Annotated in this window: 13 protein-coding genes; 4 read left to right on the top strand and 9 right to left on the bottom strand. The window is 69.2% G+C overall.

Annotated elements, in window-relative coordinates; translation table 11 throughout:
• Positions 1-114: 114 nt before the first annotated feature.
• The 5 genes from ACIQM3_RS08065 to ACIQM3_RS08085 form a co-directional block, all read right to left on the bottom strand.
• On the bottom strand, positions 115-552 hold the full coding sequence (locus ACIQM3_RS08065) for a nuclear transport factor 2 family protein (RefSeq protein ID WP_401620440.1): 438 nt from the start codon (positions 550-552) through the stop codon (positions 115-117).
• A 110-nt stretch (positions 553-662) separates the two neighbouring features.
• Positions 663-1,376, bottom strand: coding sequence for a DUF4230 domain-containing protein (locus ACIQM3_RS08070; protein ID WP_401620443.1), 714 nt, complete (start codon positions 1,374-1,376; stop codon positions 663-665).
• Positions 1,377-1,466: 90 nt separating this feature from the next.
• Positions 1,467-1,982: a DinB family protein gene (locus tag ACIQM3_RS08075; protein ID WP_401620446.1), complete on the bottom strand. Its 516-nt coding sequence runs from the start codon at positions 1,980-1,982 to the stop codon at positions 1,467-1,469.
• Between the two features lie 98 nt (positions 1,983-2,080).
• On the bottom strand, positions 2,081-2,299 hold the full coding sequence (locus tag ACIQM3_RS08080) for a helix-turn-helix domain-containing protein (RefSeq protein WP_401622344.1): 219 nt from the start codon (positions 2,297-2,299) through the stop codon (positions 2,081-2,083).
• Positions 2,300-2,676: 377 nt separating this feature from the next.
• Positions 2,677-5,514 (bottom strand): glycoside hydrolase family 48 protein, encoded by a 2,838-nt coding sequence (locus ACIQM3_RS08085; RefSeq protein ID WP_401620449.1) that lies wholly within the window; start codon positions 5,512-5,514, stop codon positions 2,677-2,679.
• 914 nt (positions 5,515-6,428) lie between these two features.
• Here ACIQM3_RS08085 and ACIQM3_RS08090 point away from each other — a divergent pair.
• The gene (locus tag ACIQM3_RS08090) at positions 6,429-8,177 is read left to right on the top strand and encodes a glycoside hydrolase family 6 protein (RefSeq protein WP_401620452.1); all 1,749 of its coding nucleotides are present in this window, start codon (positions 6,429-6,431) and stop codon (positions 8,175-8,177) included.
• Here ACIQM3_RS08090 and ACIQM3_RS08095 read toward each other — a convergent pair.
• A complete protein-coding gene (locus ACIQM3_RS08095) occupies positions 8,174-8,974 on the bottom strand; it encodes a VanZ family protein (protein ID WP_401622347.1) in 801 nt (266 codons plus the stop codon). The genes ACIQM3_RS08090 and ACIQM3_RS08095 overlap by 4 nt on opposite strands.
• Before the next feature lie 57 nt (positions 8,975-9,031).
• On the opposite strand from ACIQM3_RS08095, the gene ACIQM3_RS08100 reads away from it, so the two are divergent.
• Positions 9,032-9,532 (top strand): tetratricopeptide repeat protein, encoded by a 501-nt coding sequence (locus ACIQM3_RS08100; RefSeq protein WP_401620455.1) that lies wholly within the window; start codon positions 9,032-9,034, stop codon positions 9,530-9,532.
• Positions 9,533-9,841: 309 nt separating this feature from the next.
• On the opposite strand, the gene rpmG is transcribed toward ACIQM3_RS08100, so the two are convergent.
• A complete protein-coding gene (gene rpmG, locus ACIQM3_RS08105; RefSeq protein WP_401620458.1) occupies positions 9,842-10,006 on the bottom strand; it encodes a 50S ribosomal protein L33 in 165 nt (54 codons plus the stop codon).
• A gap of 522 nt (positions 10,007-10,528) precedes the next feature.
• Here rpmG and ACIQM3_RS08110 point away from each other — a divergent pair.
• A complete protein-coding gene (locus ACIQM3_RS08110) occupies positions 10,529-11,947 on the top strand; it encodes a PP2C family protein-serine/threonine phosphatase (RefSeq protein ID WP_401620461.1) in 1,419 nt (472 codons plus the stop codon).
• 56 nt (positions 11,948-12,003) lie between these two features.
• On the opposite strand, the gene ACIQM3_RS08115 is transcribed toward ACIQM3_RS08110, so the two are convergent.
• Positions 12,004-13,500: a hypothetical protein gene (locus ACIQM3_RS08115; RefSeq protein WP_401620464.1), complete on the bottom strand. Its 1,497-nt coding sequence runs from the start codon at positions 13,498-13,500 to the stop codon at positions 12,004-12,006.
• Between the two features lie 231 nt (positions 13,501-13,731).
• Here ACIQM3_RS08115 and ACIQM3_RS08120 point away from each other — a divergent pair, with 231 nt between their 5' ends.
• Complete coding sequence (locus ACIQM3_RS08120) at positions 13,732-14,868, top strand: aminoglycoside phosphotransferase family protein (RefSeq protein ID WP_401620467.1); 1,137 nt, start codon at positions 13,732-13,734, stop codon at positions 14,866-14,868.
• Positions 14,869-14,968: 100 nt separating this feature from the next.
• On the opposite strand, the gene ACIQM3_RS08125 is transcribed toward ACIQM3_RS08120, so the two are convergent.
• Positions 14,969-16,300, bottom strand: a complete 1,332-nt coding sequence (locus ACIQM3_RS08125) for an N-acetylmuramoyl-L-alanine amidase (RefSeq protein WP_401620469.1) — start codon at positions 16,298-16,300, stop codon at positions 14,969-14,971.
• Between the last annotated feature and the right edge of the window lie 97 nt (positions 16,301-16,397).

Raw genomic sequence — 16,397 nt, forward strand, 5'->3', positions numbered from 1 at the left:
CGGATGACAATGAGCGCTCGTCGCGCTCACGTAGCGTAACCGAAGGACTCCGTACCGACGTTACGCCATGCTGTTCGGTGCCCGGCCGGGGGAATCCGGCCGGGCACCGCCCCCTCAGCGGGCCGTCCCGTCCGGTACGAGACCGTCGGCGGCGAGCCCCTGCAGGACGGCCTCGCCCAGCGCCTTGACCGCGGACATCGGGCGGACCATCACGGTGAACTCATTGATCCGGCCGTCCCCACCGAACTGGAGAAGGTCGATCCCGTGGATGTCCTTGCCGTCCACCGTCGCCCTGAACAGCAGGATCTCGGAGGGCTGCTGGTCGCCCTCCGCGCTGGTGGAGGCTTCGCCCTCGAAGTGCCCCACGTAGCGGAAGTCCTCGAAGGTGCGAAGGAGCACGCCGAAGAGACCGAGCACCATCGGCCTGCCCTCGAAGGGCGTGAATTTCACCGGGCTGAAGAGGCGTACGTCCTCGGTGAACAGCTCCTCGAGTGCCGCGTGGTCCCCCTTCTCGACAGCTGCCCTGAAGCGTTCCGTGGTTTCGGCGGTCATGGTCATCACTCCCCGGCTCCTGACGGTCGATGAGGCGACCGTTCGTTCAGGCGAGTGTGGCGCAGGGCCTCGGGGCCGGTGCGGGCGGGGCGGGGCGGAGCGTGAGGAGGTCAGCCGCGCGGATCGGTGAAGCGGACGGTGACCTTCTCGAATCCGAGTGAACCGAGCAGTCCCTGGAGCATCGAGGTGGTGTTCTTCTCGGCCCGCTTCGTGAGGCCGCTCTCCTCGGCCGCCTCCCCGATGTGCCGCGCGGCCAGCTTGTTGACCGCCTGCTCGCTGCCGGGGTTGTCGGAGAAGAGGTCGCCGAGCCGGTCCAGGAGGCCGCGCTGCTTGGACACGGCGTAGGAGCGGTCCGGGTCCAGGGCGGGCTTGCCCAGCACCGCGTGGGGCAGGACGAGTTCGGCCGTCGTGCGGTCCTCGTTGACGGTCACCCCGTCGGCCCCGACCTTGCCGAGGTCCACGGAGGCTCCGACGGTGCCCGCGCCGACGTACAGCGTCCGGGTGCCCCGGACGGCGTCAGGCAGGAACTTCGCGTCCTTCTCCAGGTCGACGACGACCTGGAAGTTGCCCGACGCCGCCTCGTACGCGCTCATGTCCTGGATGGACTTGAGCACCGCAGGGCCGGAGCGGTCGGTGGTCTCCTCGCCGAACAGGCTGCCGAACCCCGGCAGCAGGCTGAGCCGGGAACCCAGGAGCAGCAGGACCAGCGCCACGGCGCACACACCCGCGAACGGCAGGCATCCTCGCGTGCGGGCGCGGCGGCGCGGCGTGCCGCCGTGGGACGGGTCCCCGGCGCTGTCTGTCCTTACGTCAGTGGACGTCATACCTTCCGTGTGACCCCGTCCGGGGGTTTCAGTCCGCCGGGGCTGCCGATTACGCCAGATCCTGTACGGGCGGCGGGGCCTCGGGCGGCCTCAGGCCCCCGTGCTGCCGTCCAGCCGCTCCCTCAGCAGGTCGGCGTGGCCGATGTGGCGCGCGTACTCGGCGATCATGTGGACGTACACCGTGCGCAGCGAGTAGACCGAGTCGCGCCGGGTGAAGGTGGTGTCGAGCGACGCGTCCGCCGCGGCCTCGTCCGCGAGGCGCATCTCCTCGACGAGACGGCCGTAGTCGTCGGGGGCGCGGTCCGGTGAGAGGTCCTCGAAGTCGGCGTCCTTGCCCATCTCCGTGTCGTACATCGAGGGAAGAGCCAGCCCGGCGAGGCCCTCGCGGAACCATATGCGTTCCACCTTCGCCATGTGCCGGACGAGGCCGAGCAGGGTGAGGTTGGACGGCTCGACGGTCTGCTCGGCGAGCTGCCGGCCCGTCAGGCCGGAGCATTTCTGCAGCAGTGTGCTGCGGTAGAACGCGAGGAAGGCGGTCAGTGTCTCGCGCTCACCGCCGGTGAGCGGTCCGATGGTGCGGGTGGCTTCGGGAGCTGTCCATGTCATCGCATGATCATGCCTCGCACGGACAGGTTCGCGCGAGGCATGCGCGGGACCGGGCGGCACGCGAGTCCAGGGCGTGGGCCGGCAATTCACCGGCGGATTCACCTCATCCGGAGAGTCGACTCGGGGCCGTCCTGGCGTCTTCCCGGAGCGAGCGCTGGTACTGGCCGGGGGGCTGTCCGACAAGGGTGGTGAACGCGGAGCTGGGTGCGCCATTGGGGGAAGCTCATTCCGGTTTCCTGCTGGAAGAGCCTGCTGAGCGTACGTTCGCTGGCGCCGACTTCATGGCCGAGCCGGCCAAGCGAGAGAGGTTCTGCCATCCTCTCCTCCACAAGAGCGACCACGGCGCGGAGTCGGCCGTCGTGAGGCTTCACTCAGCCTGTCCCTCACCTACATCGTCTGGCGCTCGCCCGATGCCAGGCACACGGGCCACGTCTCGATGACGGCCCAAGGATTCGGCTACCTCGTGGCCGGCCTCGGCCTGTCGGCCTCGGTGCACTCCACACCGCGACGCAGGGCTGGACCGTCCCGCTCATGGCGCTCGTCGGCCTGCCCGTCCTGCAGAGGTGGGCGGGCGTGCTCTCGAACCGTGAACGTCACGTTCTCGACGGCCACGGCTGAGAGCGACAGGGGCGCCTGAGCACTGATGGTGTCCCGGCCGCCGACTGCGGCCGGGACACCCGGGTACTGCGGTCACTCACTCCAGGAGGTCTGCGTACGCCCCCAGAGCCAGTGCGACGTCGGTCTGTGCCCAGAACCGGTGGTAGGTGAAGACCGGGGCGGTCCCGCCGTCCAGATAGGCCTGCACCTTCGGCCAGTTCGGGTCGTCCTTGTAGAACGACCGGATGGAGAGGAACGTCGAGTCGTTGTCGACGGTGTCCCCGTTGGGCATCGCGCCCGTCCAGCCGTTCGGGACGTGGACCGGATCGTCGAACCGGTTGTAGTCGGCCCGGGTCTCGGGAACCGCGACCCCGGCGTCGTCCTGGTAATGGCTCCACATGCCGTCGAGCAGTCCTTCGGCCGTGGCTTTCGCCTCGGCGTCACCGGACTTGGCGGCGTAGTAGGTCAGTGTCCTGGCATAGGCACCGGCCACCCCGACGTCGTTGGTGTAGTCGGCGACCGTGACGTGGAGCCCGGAGTTCGCGCCGGGGCTCGACGCGTTCCAGGTGTCGGGCGCGCCCGACCACTTGAGGGTGGAGGGCATGAGGTAGGTGCCGTCCGGGTTGATGGTCGTCTCGGACAGGGCCCAGTCGACCCACTTGTCGAGTACGGCCTTGGCCTGTGCGTCACCCGACTCGTGGTAGTACTCGGCGACGCGCTCCATCGACCATGCCTGGAATCCGAACCACTGGTTGGACGGCGGGTCGTGGTAGACGGGCTTCTCGTCGTAGAACATGCCGTAGAAGGTCGGCGTCCCGGCCGGCGGCTGGGCGTAACTGCCCTTCCAGCTGTTGGTCGCGCCGCCCGCTATGGCTCCCTCGTCGGACTGGAGCCACTGGTAGAAGTCCATCTGCCGGTCCAGGCTCTTGGCCCAGTCCTGCTGGCCCGTTGCCGACTTGGGCTTGAGGTCGGCGACGGAGCTCAGCGCGTAGGCCGCCATCGGGTTCTGGTAGCCGCCGTGTGCGTGACTGGATCCGATCCGCCAGGACCAGCCCGCCGAGGTGTCGGTGGCACCGCCCCAGGCGTAGTACCAGGACATCAGGTAGTGCGCGCTGTCCTTGCCGCTGCCGGCGGGGCAGGTGGTCGGGCCGACGCAGTTGCCGACCTTCTTGAAATACTTGTCGAACATGGAGTAGCGGAGGTAGTCGCCCATCTTCGCCGCCTTGGCGACGGTCGCGGAGACCTCACCCGACTTGCCCTGCTCCGTCGCCCAGGTGTCCGCCCAGTAGGCGGCCTGTACGGCGCGGGCGTCCGCGTCCGGAGCGTTGGTGAACTTCCACTGCTTGGCGTAGGAGGCGTCCCCGGTGAACAGGTCCAGGTAGCCGTTGTCCCCGCCGTAGGTGAAGTTGTCGCAGGTCGGGTGGGTGACGGTCTCCCAGACCGACTCCTGCGGTCCCCGCTGGAAGGTGTTGATGTACGAGGGCCCGGTCTCGGTGGGGCCGGCCGAGCACTTGCCCGGCGTGTTGCCGTAGCCGTAGACGTTGTCGACGTCCTGGATCCAGTGCATGCCGTAGATGTCGTCGGTGCCGTACGCGCTCTTCAGCTCGGCCGCGATCGGGTCCGAGCCGGAGGTCGCCGATCCGTCGAGGACGGCCGGGTACTCGTTCGGAGTGTCGTGCTCGGGCGCGTAGGTGGCGGGCTTCGACGCGTTGTAGAAGGAGTTCGTGGGCTGGTCGGCGTGCGTGGGGATCATGTACTTCTCCATGGTGTCCCACGCACCGTTGAACTTCGTCCAGTCCCCGGTGAGCTTCCCGTACATCGCCTGGAGCCAGATCAGATAGCTGTACGCCTCCGACGTCGTCTCGTGTCCGTGGTCGGGAGCCTCCACGATCAGCGTCTCGACGGAGTGGTAGGGGATGCCCTCCGAGGAGAAGTAGCCGTTCGCCGGGTCTGTGATCTTCCCGTACAGGTCGAGGAAGCGGGCGTCGTACTCCTTCGCCTCCGCAAGCTGGGTGACAGTGACCTCTGACTTGGTGTGGCCGGGGGCCGTCACGGTGAAGGTCGCGGCTCCCGTGCCGGATCCGTCGGCCGAGACGGTCACCTTCTGAGGCGTGGACCAGTTCGACGGGGTGAAGGTGAGGCTCGCGCCACCGGTGACACTCAGACCGGTGTTGCCGGCGCTCCGCGCCACGGTGGCGGTGACGGACGAGGCGGGGGCGGTGGACAGCGAGACCTCGAAGGTCGCCGACTTTCCCTGCTGCACGCCCAGTTGGGCGGGGGTGGCGACGACGGCCGGGCCCGCTGCGACGGTGATGCCGGCCGGGGTCGATTCCGCGGAGGCGCCGAGGCTGTCGTACGCCCTGGCGTACACGGAGTGGCCGCCGGCGGAGAGCCCTTGGGCGTTGTACGTGTAGGGGGACGTCGTGTCCGTGCCGAGCAGCGTCGTGTTGTCGTAGAACTCGACCTTGCTGATTCCCGCGCCGTCGGCGGCCGCGGCCGTCGCGGCCAGAGGAACAGTGTCTCCGGCGGAGAAGACGGCGCCCGCCGCCGGACTGGTGAGGACGGCGATCGGCGGCTGATGGGCGCCGACGCATGCCGTGCCGTTGACGGCGAAGGTGGACGGCGCCGTGTTGGTACCGCTGTAGCTGAACTGCGCGCCGGTCGTGGCGGCTCCCCCGGCGGCGATGGTGCCGTTCCAGCTCGCGTTCTTGACGGTGACCGTTTTGCCGGACTGGGACCAGGCCCCGTTCCAGCCGTTGGTGAGCTTCTGGCTGCCGGCGTAGTCGTAGCTCAGGGTCCAGCCGTCGATCGCGGTGGAGCTCCTGTTGGTGACGGTGAGCTCGGCGCTGAAGCCCGAACCCCAGTCATTGGTCCTGTAGTCGACGCTGCATTGGACGGCGGCGGCCTGGGCCGGCGTACCGGCTGCGGCTGTCATCCCCAGGGGGAGGGCCAGCGCGGCCACCAATGCTGTCCACAACCGTCGGTTTCCGGCTCCGGTTCTGCGTGGTCTTCCGGGTAACCAGGTTCTTCGTGCGCGTCCCGATGGCATGCGCAGTACCTCCTCGCGGCTCGGCGACATGGGGGGTGTGCGGGGCTGAGCACAAGCCTTGAACCAGTGGGAGCGCTCCCAGCATGGGGACGAGGAAAAAGAGAGTCAAGAGACTTGAAGAGTCGAATTATTTCGATACCAAGAGATCAGAACTGGTGTGTTGACCGACACCACTTGACGCTCTAACGTCAAGCCACACCAGTGGGAGCGGTTCCACCAGTCGACGTGCCGTAGGGGGCACGCCCGATCTGCAAGGAGTCGCTCGTGCTTCACCCCCCGCACGTGTCGCACCTGTTCAGGCTGCTCCCCGGAGCAGTGCTCGGCGTGACCGAACGCGCTCTCCCGGCTACGGTCACGGCTTCCGGATCCGCCCTCGTACGCACGGTGGAGAACAGCACCGCGCAGCATCGGGCCGGCGGTTTCCGGAAATCGGGCCTCGCGGCCGGCAACGGCTCTGAACGGGACTCACGCGAACGGTGCCCCGACCAGGAGTACCGGCTTGGCCTGAACCCGAACACCTCTGTGTGAACGAGGACCGCTCCGACTCCCCACTCTCACGCGTCGGGCCGAACTCCCCCTCGCCGCAGGCGAGATCGGCCAGAACACTGCCCCCACCGGCTTGTCCGGCCGGGTCGCGCAGGGTTCGTCGACCAGGAACTCTCCTCCGGACGGACCTGGGACACCTGGCACCGCTCCAGGGCCCGTCCTTGATCAGCGACTACGACGGTACCCCCACCCCGTACGGAATCGGGCTGCGTGATCACCTGCGCGCCCTCGACAGCTGAGGAAACGGAATTCGTATGAGCCGCACGAGCCGCACCACCCTGCGCCGATCCCGAACGGCGCTCATAGCCGCGGGAGCACTCGTCGCCGCAGCCGCAGGATCCGCCGCCGCGGTGGCACCCTTCGGCACCTCCGCCGCAGCGGCGGCAGGCTGCTCCGTCGATTACAAGATCCAGAATCAGTGGAACGGCGGTCTCACTGCCTCGGTGACCGTCAAGAACCTGGGCGACGCCGTATCCGGCTGGCAGCTGCAGTGGTCGTTCGCCGGTGGTGAGAAGGTCAGCCAGGGCTGGAACGCCACCGTCTCGCAGAGCGGCAGCGCCGTCACCGCGAAGGACGCCGGCTACAACGCCGCACTGGCCACCGGGTCCTCCGCCACCTTCGGCTTCAACGCGACCGGGAGCGGCAACAGCGCCGTGCCCGCGACGTTCAAGCTGAACGGCGTCACCTGTGACGGAGGCACCACCGGACCGACCGACCCGCCGGACCCGACCGACCCGCCCACCGATCCCACCGACCGGGTGAACAACCCGTACGAGGGCTCCAAGGTCTACGTCAACCCGGAGTGGTCGGCCAAGGCTGCCGCCGAGCCGGGCGGAAGCCGGATCTCCGACCAGCCGACCGGTGTCTGGCTCGACCGCATCGCCGCCATCGAGGGCGCCAACGGCGGAATGGGCCTGCGTGACCACCTGGACGAGGCTCTCACCCAGAAGGGCTCCGGCGAACTCGTCGTCCAGCTCGTCATCTACAACCTGCCCGGGCGTGACTGCGCGGCTCTCGCCTCCAACGGTGAGCTCGGCCCCACCGAGATCGACCGCTACAAGACCGAGTACATCGACCCGATCGCGGCCATCCTCGCTGACGCGAAGTACGCGGGTCTGCGCATCGTCACCACCGTCGAGATCGACTCGCTGCCGAACCTTGTCACGAACACCGGCAGCCGGCCCACCGCCACCCCGAACTGCGACGTGATGAAGGCGAACGGCAACTACCAGAAGGGCGTCGGCTACGCGCTCAACAAGCTCGGTGACGCGCCGAACGTCTACAACTACATCGACGCGGGGCACCACGGCTGGATCGGCTGGGACGACAACTTCGGCCCGTCGGCCGACCTCTTCAAGGTGGCGGCGACGACCGAGGGCGCGACCGTCAACGACGTGCACGGCTTCATCACCAACACGGCCAACTACGGTGCGACGACGGAGGACAACTTCTCCATCGACGACTCCGTCAACGGGACGTCCGTCCGTCAGTCGAAGTGGGTCGACTGGAACCGCTACACGGACGAGCAGTCCTTCGCCCAGGCCTTCCGCAACGAGCTGGTCTCGGTCGGCTTCAACTCCGGCATCGGCATGCTGATCGACACCTCCCGCAACGGCTGGGGCGGCGCGGACCGGCCGACCGGGCCGGGCGCGAGCACCAGTGTCGACACCTATGTGGACGGCGGCCGGTACGACCGTCGCCTCCACCTCGGGAACTGGTGCAACCAGTCCGGAGCAGGTCTCGGCGAACGGCCGCAGGCAGCGCCCGCCGCGGGCATCGACGCGTACGTCTGGATGAAGCCCCCGGGGGAGTCGGACGGCTCCAGCAAGGAGATCCCGAACGACGAGGGCAAGGGCTTCGACCGGATGTGCGACCCGACCTACACCGGTAACGTCCGCAACGGCAACAACCCGTCCGGGGCGCTGCCCGACGCACCGGTCTCCGGCAAGTGGTTCTCCGCCCAGTTCCAGGAGCTCATGAAGAACGCCTACCCGGCGCTCTAGGCTCCGCGCCGGCGGGCTCCGGGTGCTCCCCCGCCCGGGCCCTCCCGCCGGCTGCGCCACCTGTCGAGCAGAGCGCGTCCGCGAGCCACAGGCGCGGACGCGCTCCGCCGTGCGGCGGAACCGGACGCGGGCCTGCCTGCGGCCTTCGCCTTGGTCCCGGACTTCGACGCGGCGCCGGGCTTGGCCTTGGCACCGGGCTTCGTCCTGCTCCCGCTCCTGGCGGCGCCAGGCTTCGCCCTGCTCTTGGAGGCCGGCTCCGTGCCGGCCGGCGTCCGCGGTCCGGGCTTCGCCTCGTCCACCAAGGCCGGCTCGTCCGAGAGCGCGTGGTAGCGGTGGCTGATGCGCCGCCCCACGAGCGCGTACCCCAGCAGTGCGCCGGTCGTATTGAGGATCACGTCGTCGATGTCGAAGGCCCGTCCCGCCACGAGCGCGCCCTGTGCGAGCTCGACGACCGCCATGACCAGCACGGTGAGCACGGTCATCCGGATCATCCGGAGTCGACGCGGCACCAGAATCGGCAGCAGTACGCCGAACGGGGCGCCCAGCAGCAGGTTTCCGCCCGCCTGTTTGCATGCTGCGAGAAACGTGTAGTCCTCCGCGTACTGCCGCAGGGACCGACCCGGCTTCAGATTGGACGTCACGATGCCCTCCGAGGCGGGTGACGGTGTGAGGGTCACCTTCGCCAGGACCACGGAGAACGCGACAAGGGCCACGAACGCCGCCGCCAACACCGCCGCGCGCAGCAGTAGTTTCCCCACGCCTCTGCGTCGTGCACTACGATCCGCCTCTGCTGTCATGGCGGAACGGATGCCCCCAACCCCGTCGGGCACACCCATGGGTGCGACCATGTGCGCATGAGCGCACAGAAGAAGGACGAACTTCTGGGGGAAGCCGTTCGGCTGCGGGAAGAAGGCCACCCCGAACAGGCCAGGGAACGCCTCCTCTCCCTCACGGCCTTGTTCCCCGACGCGACGGATGTCGCCTATCAGACCGCCTGGGTCCACGATGTGCTCGGCCTGGAGGCCGAGGCCGTCCCGTACTACGAGCGGAGTCTGCAGGGCGACGGCCTCACCGATGAGGAACGCCGGGGCGCGCTGCTGGGTCTCGGCAGCACCTATCGCGTCCTGGGCAGATTCGGTCAAGCCGTCGAGACGCTCCGGCGCGGTGTCTCGGAATTCCCGGACGACGGGGCGCTGAGGACCTTTCTGTCCATGGCCCTGTTCAACACCGGCGAGCACCACGAGGCCATGCAGCTCCTGCTGCGGCTGCTGGCATCGACGAGTGACAGCCCGGACGTGCAGCGGTACCGGCCTGCCATCGAGCACTACGCGGCGGATCTCACGCAGACCATGTGAGCACGGGCCCGTGCGGGTGGGGCCTTCGAGGGGGACCTGTGTGCCCCGGCCGGCTGCGATCGCACGGCACGCAGAAGAGGCGCCCCAAGGAGAAGCCCCGGCCGGATCGGGGGAATCCAGCCGGGGCGGCCTGTGTGCGGAGGTGAGGGCGGACTGCCGCCCGGCGGCTTTCGGCCGCTCACCCCGACGCATAGATGAACGATAAACCACCACTCGGCGTTCCCGTGAATCCACCCCCCGCCGTGTGATCCACACCACGACCCCGCAGGCCGGCGCCCCACGACCGACGGAAGATGCCGCAACCGATCGTCAGCGGGCCTCACGGAACGTGACATGACGCCCGGCAGCCGGGTCGAACTTCCGCAGTTCCAGCCGGTCGGGGTCGTTGCGCCTGCTCTTCCGCGTCACATAGGTGTGGCCGGTTCCGGCCGTGGACCGGAGCAGGACGACGGGCCTGGTCTCACTGCGCGCCATGGGGGCCTCCAGACAGGGATTTCGACCTCACTCCCCAGGGCGGGAATGAGTGTCGTTTTCGTTTCTGGTCACACAACACGAACACGTGCGCCACCATTCCCTCGGCCGGAGACACTGAGCAGCGGGCCGCCGAGCCCCCTGCAACTGGATCTCGAACGGGCGACCGAAGCACATCCGGCCGCGATGTCGAACGTTTCATCGACCTCGCGACAGCACCGGCAGCACTAGGCGTTGATCCACGGCTCCCACGACTCCGCATAGGCCCAGATCCCGGCCGGTGCGAGCGTGCGGGGTCGCACGCGCGGGCGTACGCCGAGCGACTCACGCCTGGCTACTTGCGTCAACTCCCCGCCAGGGGCAAGGGTGTTCGGCGGACCCTCGCTCCACCCAGCCGATGGCATATGCCGGAAGCAAGAACGCATCGAGTGTTGCCAAACCCCTTACGGGGCCCCACGGCCTGTGCAACAGTCGTGTTCGGTCCACCCCCACGAACCGGCCGTTCCGCCTGTATCGGAGTACCAGATGCCGTCCCATCTGTTTGCGGACCGCCCCGCCCCACAGCCGCCCGAGCGGGACGCCGTCGACGCCCTGATCAACCGGACCCGGATACTGCGCGGCGACATGGACGCGGTCCGGCGCGACACCTCCGTGATCGACGACGACGATCCCCAGCAGCGCTGGCAGCGGGCGCTCTGCGACCTGGCCGTCCACCAGCTCGACGACCTCGGCGAGCATCTGGGACAGCTGAGGGACGGCATCCCCCGTGTCACGGCCGCGGAGCCCGCGGGAGAGAACCCCCCTGCGCCGGCCGAGCCGACCGGTTCCCTTCTCAGCAGAGTGGGCAGCGCCGAGTGGAACCTGCTCACGGACGAGGTCAGCTGGTCCGAGGAGCTGTACCAGATCTTCGGCAGGGACCCGGGGGCAGGAGGGCTGTCCCTGGACGAGCTGCCGTCCGTGCTCCTCACGGAGGACCAGCCTCTCCTGATGTCGATGGTGACCGACTGCCTGGTGGACGGGCGGCCGATAGACGGCGAATTCAGGATTCTGCGGCCCGACGGCGGAATGCGCACGCTGCACATGATGGGCGAACCCGTTCTCGACGCGGACGGCTGCACTGCCTCCATGTGGGCGGTCCTGCGCGATGTCAGCAGGTTGCGGCGCAGCCAGCACATCGTGGGCAGGACACAGGACACCTTGCGGCGGCAGGAACAGCTGGCCCAAGCCGAGCACCGCATGGCGGTGGAACTCCAGGAGGCTGTGCTTCCGCCGTGGCGCGGCTCGCTGCCGATACCCGGTCAGGGCGCGAACGGCCTGGACATCGCCGCGCATTACCTGCCCTCGGGGTCGAGTGACCTCATCGGTGGCGACTGGTACGACGCGCTTCCGCTCCCGGACGGCAGGACCCTGCTCACCGTCGGCGACCTCACCGGGCACGGGATCCCGGCCACCTCGGCCATGGCGATGCTGCTCGGCGCGCTGCGCGGCATGGCCGTGGCGGGCGTGGGCCCCGGGCCGGTCATGGGCCACCTGAACCAGCTGATCGAGTGCTCGGCACAGCCCGCCCTGGGCAGCGCCGTGTGCTGCCGCTTCGACCCGGCGACCGGCACACTCGTCTGGGCACAGGCAGGGCACCCCGCGCCGCTGCTGTTCCGCGACGGAGTGGGGCGACCGCTGCCGGCACCTGACGGAGTGCTGCTCGGGGCGGCCTCCGGAGTCACCTACGAGCAGGACGAGGTGGACCTGCTTCCGGGCGATGTGCTCGTATTGCACACCGGCGGACTGACGGACCGGAGCGTCGGCCCGGACATGCTTCTGGGGCTGGCGCCTCGGTTCGCGCAGGCCCGCACGGCGCAGGACTGCGTACGGGCCGTGGTCGAGGAGCTCGGATCTGCCGAACGGCTCGACGATGCCTGTGTGTTGGTGGCCCGCGTCGAGGCATGAGCGAGCCCCGGTCGGCCTGCGGACGGTCCGGTGCGCTCATCGATGGCAGGCCCGGGTCAGATCTGGGAGCCCTTGGCCTTCTTCTTGGCTGCGCTCGGGGGCAGAGCGAGCTCGATCTCCTCGCGCAGGTCCTCGATCTTGGCGTAACCCGCGAACTGGCCGGTGAGCCGGTACATCTCACGCAGCCGGTCCCAGGTCCGGTGCGAGGACGTCTCGCCCATCGACACCAGGGCCAGCCGTGCGTAGCGATCGGCCTGCTCGGGGTCGTCGGCGATGAAGCACGCCGAGGCGAGTGAGATGTAGTCGAAGATCTTGGACCGCTGGCGGCCGTTTATCCGCAGATCGAGTGCCTGCTTGGCGTGGCGCTGGGCGGTGGAGGCCGCCCCCGGGTCGTGCTCGGCCAGCGTACGGAAAGCCAGCGCCTGCATCCCGTGCATGTCCGCCTCGTCGAACATCTGCATCCAGCTCGGCGGCGGCACATCGCCCTTGTCCGAGACGAAGAGCTCCTCCGCCTCGCCGAGGGTGCGCCGCATGGCCTGCCCGCGTCCCATCGACGCCTGTGCCCAGGCCTCGATGGTGTGCAGCATCGCCCGCGTACGCGGCAGGGTCTCCTCCCCGGAACCGGACTTGGCGAGCTTCATCAGGTCCAGGGCGTCGTCGGGCCTGCCCAGGTGGACCATCTGGCGGGCGGCGCGGGAGAGCGCCTCGCCCGCGCGGGGACGGTCGCCGCCCTCGCGCGCCGCGTGTGCCGCGATCACGAAGTACTTCTGGGCTGTGGGCTCGAGGCCGACGTCGTGGGACATCCAGCCGGCGAGGACCGCGAGGTTGGCGGCGACACCCCAGAGGCGGCGCTGCAGATGCTCTGGGTGGTTGTAGGCGAGCATGCCGCCCACTTCGTTGAGCTGGCCCACGACGGCCTTGCGCTGGAGCCCGCCGCCTCGGGAGGCGTCCCAGGCCCGGAACACCTCGACCGAGCGCTCGAGTGCCTCGATCTCCTCGGACCCGATGGGCGCGGCCTCGTACAGGTCGAAGCCCGCGTTGTCGGCGTACCGAGGGTCGTTGAGCCGGGAGGCCCGGGCCGCCGGAGCGGGATCTGAATGCAGCCAGTCGTACATGGCGCCGGTGAGAGCTGAGCCAGCGGCGAGCGCGGCGCCCGCGCCCACCAAGCCGCGTCGGTTGAGCATGAGGTCCATTCCCGTGAATTCGGTGAGGACCGCTGCCGTCCGTTCGGGCGCCCACGGCAAACCGTCGGGATTGTCTTCCGTCCCGGCTTTTCGCCGCTTCCCCACACGCCCGCGCCGGCCGAACCCGAGGTCCTCGATGGTCACGACACGGCCGAGCCGCTCGGTGAACAGAGCAGCCAGCACCTCGGGCACGGGATCACGGGGGGACTCCCCCATGTCGATCCAGCGCCGCACCCGCGAGGTATCGGTGGCGAGTTGGAGGTGGCCCATGGCCGCCGCCTGCCTGTTCACCATTCTCGCGAGTTCGCCCTTGGACCAGCCGGCCAGGCCGAACAGGTCGGAAAGACGGGTGTTGGGTTCTCCGGTCACGTCAAGCCCCCAGGTTCTCGGCTGACTTGACCCTAGCCCCCCGGCGGATGCCGGGCGAATATTCGCCAGGGTTCGCCAGGGGTCGCTAGATGTTGTGCCACCCGCGGGCCGGTGTCAGGTAGGAAAGCGCCACCCCGCCCGGCAGCCCTAGGTACTCCCCAGGGTGCCGAACGGCCGCCGGCCGGGGCGGCGCACGTAACTTGTCGGCGCACGAAGGGATCTGTCTCGCCCATGTACACAGCATCGTCCTCCGTGTCCGCCCCGCCCCGTCCGCTGCGTCCTTCGGGGGCGGGCGGCGGTCCGTATCTCGACCCCCGCGCCGCGTCACCGGCGTCCGGCACGGGCCGGACCCGGCGGACGGCGGGGCCGGGCTCCCAACCGCTCAGCGGAAGACTGGACCTGTCAGGCGCTCAGGGTGCGCAGCTGCGGATGGCCATCGCCTCCGTGCACCGCATCTGCCCGGAGTTCAATCCCGTGCAGGTGCTGCGCCGCAGCGGGCGCTCGGTGCTCATCGTGGGCACCACCGGCCGCGCGACCGCGGTGGCCAAGTGTTTACTCGATCACTCCCCCGCGTGGACGGAGCGGTTCCGGCACGAAATAGCGGCATACCGCGCCTTCGTCAGGCACCGCCCGCCGGTCAGGGCCCCGCGGCTCATCGCAGCCGACCCGGAGAACTGCACCCTGGTGATCGAGCGGATGCCCGGACGGGTCGCGGCGCTGACGAGGCACCCCGCGGAGGCACCGCCCCGTGCGGATCTGCGGGCCGTGCTCGGAGCCGTCAGCCGGATCAACGCCTGGAGGCCGCCGGCCGGGCTGTTCGACGCCCCGCTGGACTACGCCTCACGCATCGCCCGCTATCACGAGCTGGGTCTCTTCACCGATCGTGATCTGGGTGACCTGCAGAAGCTGCTGCACGGTCTGGCCCACGCGGGCGGCCGGCAGGGCATGGGCCAGTTCTGTCACGGCGACGCCCTGCTCTCGAACATCCTGCTGCCGCCCACCGGGCCCGTGCTGGTCGACTGGGAGCACGCCGGCTGGTATCTGCCGGGATACGACCTGGCGACGCTCTGGGCCGTGCTCGGTGACGCACCGGGGTCGCGGCGCCAGATCAGCCAGCTGGCACAGGCGGCCGGGGCTGCCGCCCGTGACGCCTTCCTGGTGAACCTCATGATCGTGCTGACCCGGGAGATCCGTACGTACGAGACGGCTGTCCAGCGGGCCATGCGCGAAGGGGCGCCGGCCGGGGGCGGCCAGGCACGGCAGGGCCTGCTGACCTCCGGCGAGGAGCAGCGGCTGCTGCTGCGCAGGCTGCACGACGACTGCGCGATGGCCCGGCGGGCCGTGCGCGCCGCGGTGGGGACACGCTGACCACGCCGGGTATACCGGCCTGACGGGCGGGGGATGCGCGCTGCGGGACCGATACCGACACATGGGTCCCGCAGCACGTCGTTCGCTTCTCAGCAGCTGCTCACGATCCGGCTCGCACCACATCGACGTCGGATGTCTTCACGAAGCCGATCCGGTGGCCGATCTGGACCGTCACGTACTTCTGGCTTCCGCGGAAGTACGTGTGGTCGTACGGCTTCGAGGCGTCGATCGTCGGCGCGTAGTAGTAGCCGGTGGGTGCCTCGCCCCCTCCGGGGAAGGCCTGCCCCGCCTTGATGGTGTAGACGAGCGGGCTGCCCACGGTCGGCTTGGCGAAGTCCGTGGGGTACTCCGCCTTCTCCGGGTAGGCGACGCCGTACACCGGCACTTCCTCCTTGCCGGCCTTCGGCCGCACGACGCGGCCGGATGTGGGGGTGACGGTCCGGGTCCCGGCCGGGGTGCGGAACCACGCCTTCTCCCCGTACCACCAGATCGCCGTCCAGCCGGGTGCCTTGCCGGCTACGACGGCCTGCTGGGTGGCGCTGATCTTGCTGCCCCAGTCCGCCGCGCAGTTCGTCCCGGGCGAGCCGTCCGGGTGCAGCCCCGGGTCGGAGAAGAGCGGGGAGTCCGCGGACGGTTCGGTGTGCAGTGGGACCGCGCTGCTGCCCTGGCGGGGCAGGTCGACGCTCTTCTCGCAGTCGCGGAACTCCTGCTGGTTCTTGGTGAAGTCCGCGCTGACGGTGATCAGTTCACTGCTTCTGGGGGCGCTGGTCACGGTGCGCTTGCCCAGCAACGCCATGAAACGGTTCCAGTCCCAGTAGGGGCCCGGGTCCCAGTGCATGTTCTGGGTGCCCGCCGCACTGGTGGGCGGCACGCCGTCGTGGCCGAGGATGTGCTGCCGGTCGAGCGGGATGTCGTACTTCGCCGCCAGGTGACGTACGAGGCGTGCGGTCGAGCGGTACATCTCGGGGGTGTACCACTTGGCGCCCTCGGCCGCGACGCCCTCCTGCTCGATGCCGATGGAGTGGGAGTTGACGTACCAGTTGCCCGCCTGCCAGGCGACGTCCTTGTTCTTCACCATCTGTGTGACATGGCCGTCGGCCGAACGCACCACGTAGTGGGCGGAGGTCTGGTTGGCCGGGTTCTGGAAGATCTTCAGGGTGGTGGCGTAGTCGACCTCGGTGTCGTGCAGGACGATGAATCGGATGGCGTTGCTCTCGGGCCTGTTCGCCGTGTCGTAGTTGCCGTAGGTCTCCTTGTCCGCCGGGTCGCCGGTCTGCTGGTAGGCCGCGGGGACCCAGTCGCAGGCGAGGCCGCGCGGGCATTCCGGTCGTACGGTGTCCGCTCCTGCCGCGGCCGGGGAGAGGAGCGCCACGCTCAGCGCCCCTGCCGTGGTCAGTGCGAGCGCGAGTCTGATCCTCTGCTTCGACGTCATGACAACCCTTCTTGGCCCGGTGGCAGAGCGGTTCCCGGGGGACGCTCCCTCGCATTCGTCGGTCGGCGCACACTCTGTGGCGGGAGGTGTTGGTGAG

It is taken from the genome of Streptomyces sp. NPDC091271, from assembly GCF_044757505.1.
Lineage (GTDB): Bacteria > Actinomycetota > Actinomycetes > Streptomycetales > Streptomycetaceae > Streptomyces.

What these genes read in the sequence shown, in the direction of transcription:
- ACIQM3_RS08065 (WP_401620440.1), bottom strand. Translation starts at nt 552, where the DNA reads ATGACCGCCGAAACCACGGAACGCTTCAGGGCAGCTGTCGAGAAGGGG.
- ACIQM3_RS08125 (WP_401620469.1), bottom strand. Translation starts at nt 16,300, where the DNA reads ATGACGTCGAAGCAGAGGATCAGACTCGCGCTCGCACTGACCACGGCA.
- ACIQM3_RS08075 (WP_401620446.1), bottom strand. Translation starts at nt 1,982, where the DNA reads ATGACATGGACAGCTCCCGAAGCCACCCGCACCATCGGACCGCTCACC.
- ACIQM3_RS08100 (WP_401620455.1), top strand. Translation starts at nt 9,032, where the DNA reads ATGAGCGCACAGAAGAAGGACGAACTTCTGGGGGAAGCCGTTCGGCTG.
- ACIQM3_RS08080 (WP_401622344.1), bottom strand. Translation starts at nt 2,299, where the DNA reads ATGGCAGAACCTCTCTCGCTTGGCCGGCTCGGCCATGAAGTCGGCGCC.
- ACIQM3_RS08090 (WP_401620452.1), top strand. Translation starts at nt 6,429, where the DNA reads ATGAGCCGCACGAGCCGCACCACCCTGCGCCGATCCCGAACGGCGCTC.
- ACIQM3_RS08120 (WP_401620467.1), top strand. Translation starts at nt 13,732, where the DNA reads ATGTACACAGCATCGTCCTCCGTGTCCGCCCCGCCCCGTCCGCTGCGT.
- ACIQM3_RS08085 (WP_401620449.1), bottom strand. Translation starts at nt 5,514, where the DNA reads ATGACAGCCGCAGCCGGTACGCCGGCCCAGGCCGCCGCCGTCCAATGC.
- ACIQM3_RS08110 (WP_401620461.1), top strand. Translation starts at nt 10,529, where the DNA reads ATGCCGTCCCATCTGTTTGCGGACCGCCCCGCCCCACAGCCGCCCGAG.
- rpmG (WP_401620458.1), bottom strand. Translation starts at nt 10,006, where the DNA reads ATGGCGCGCAGTGAGACCAGGCCCGTCGTCCTGCTCCGGTCCACGGCC.
- ACIQM3_RS08070 (WP_401620443.1), bottom strand. Translation starts at nt 1,376, where the DNA reads ATGACGTCCACTGACGTAAGGACAGACAGCGCCGGGGACCCGTCCCAC.
- ACIQM3_RS08095 (WP_401622347.1), bottom strand. Translation starts at nt 8,974, where the DNA reads ATGACAGCAGAGGCGGATCGTAGTGCACGACGCAGAGGCGTGGGGAAA.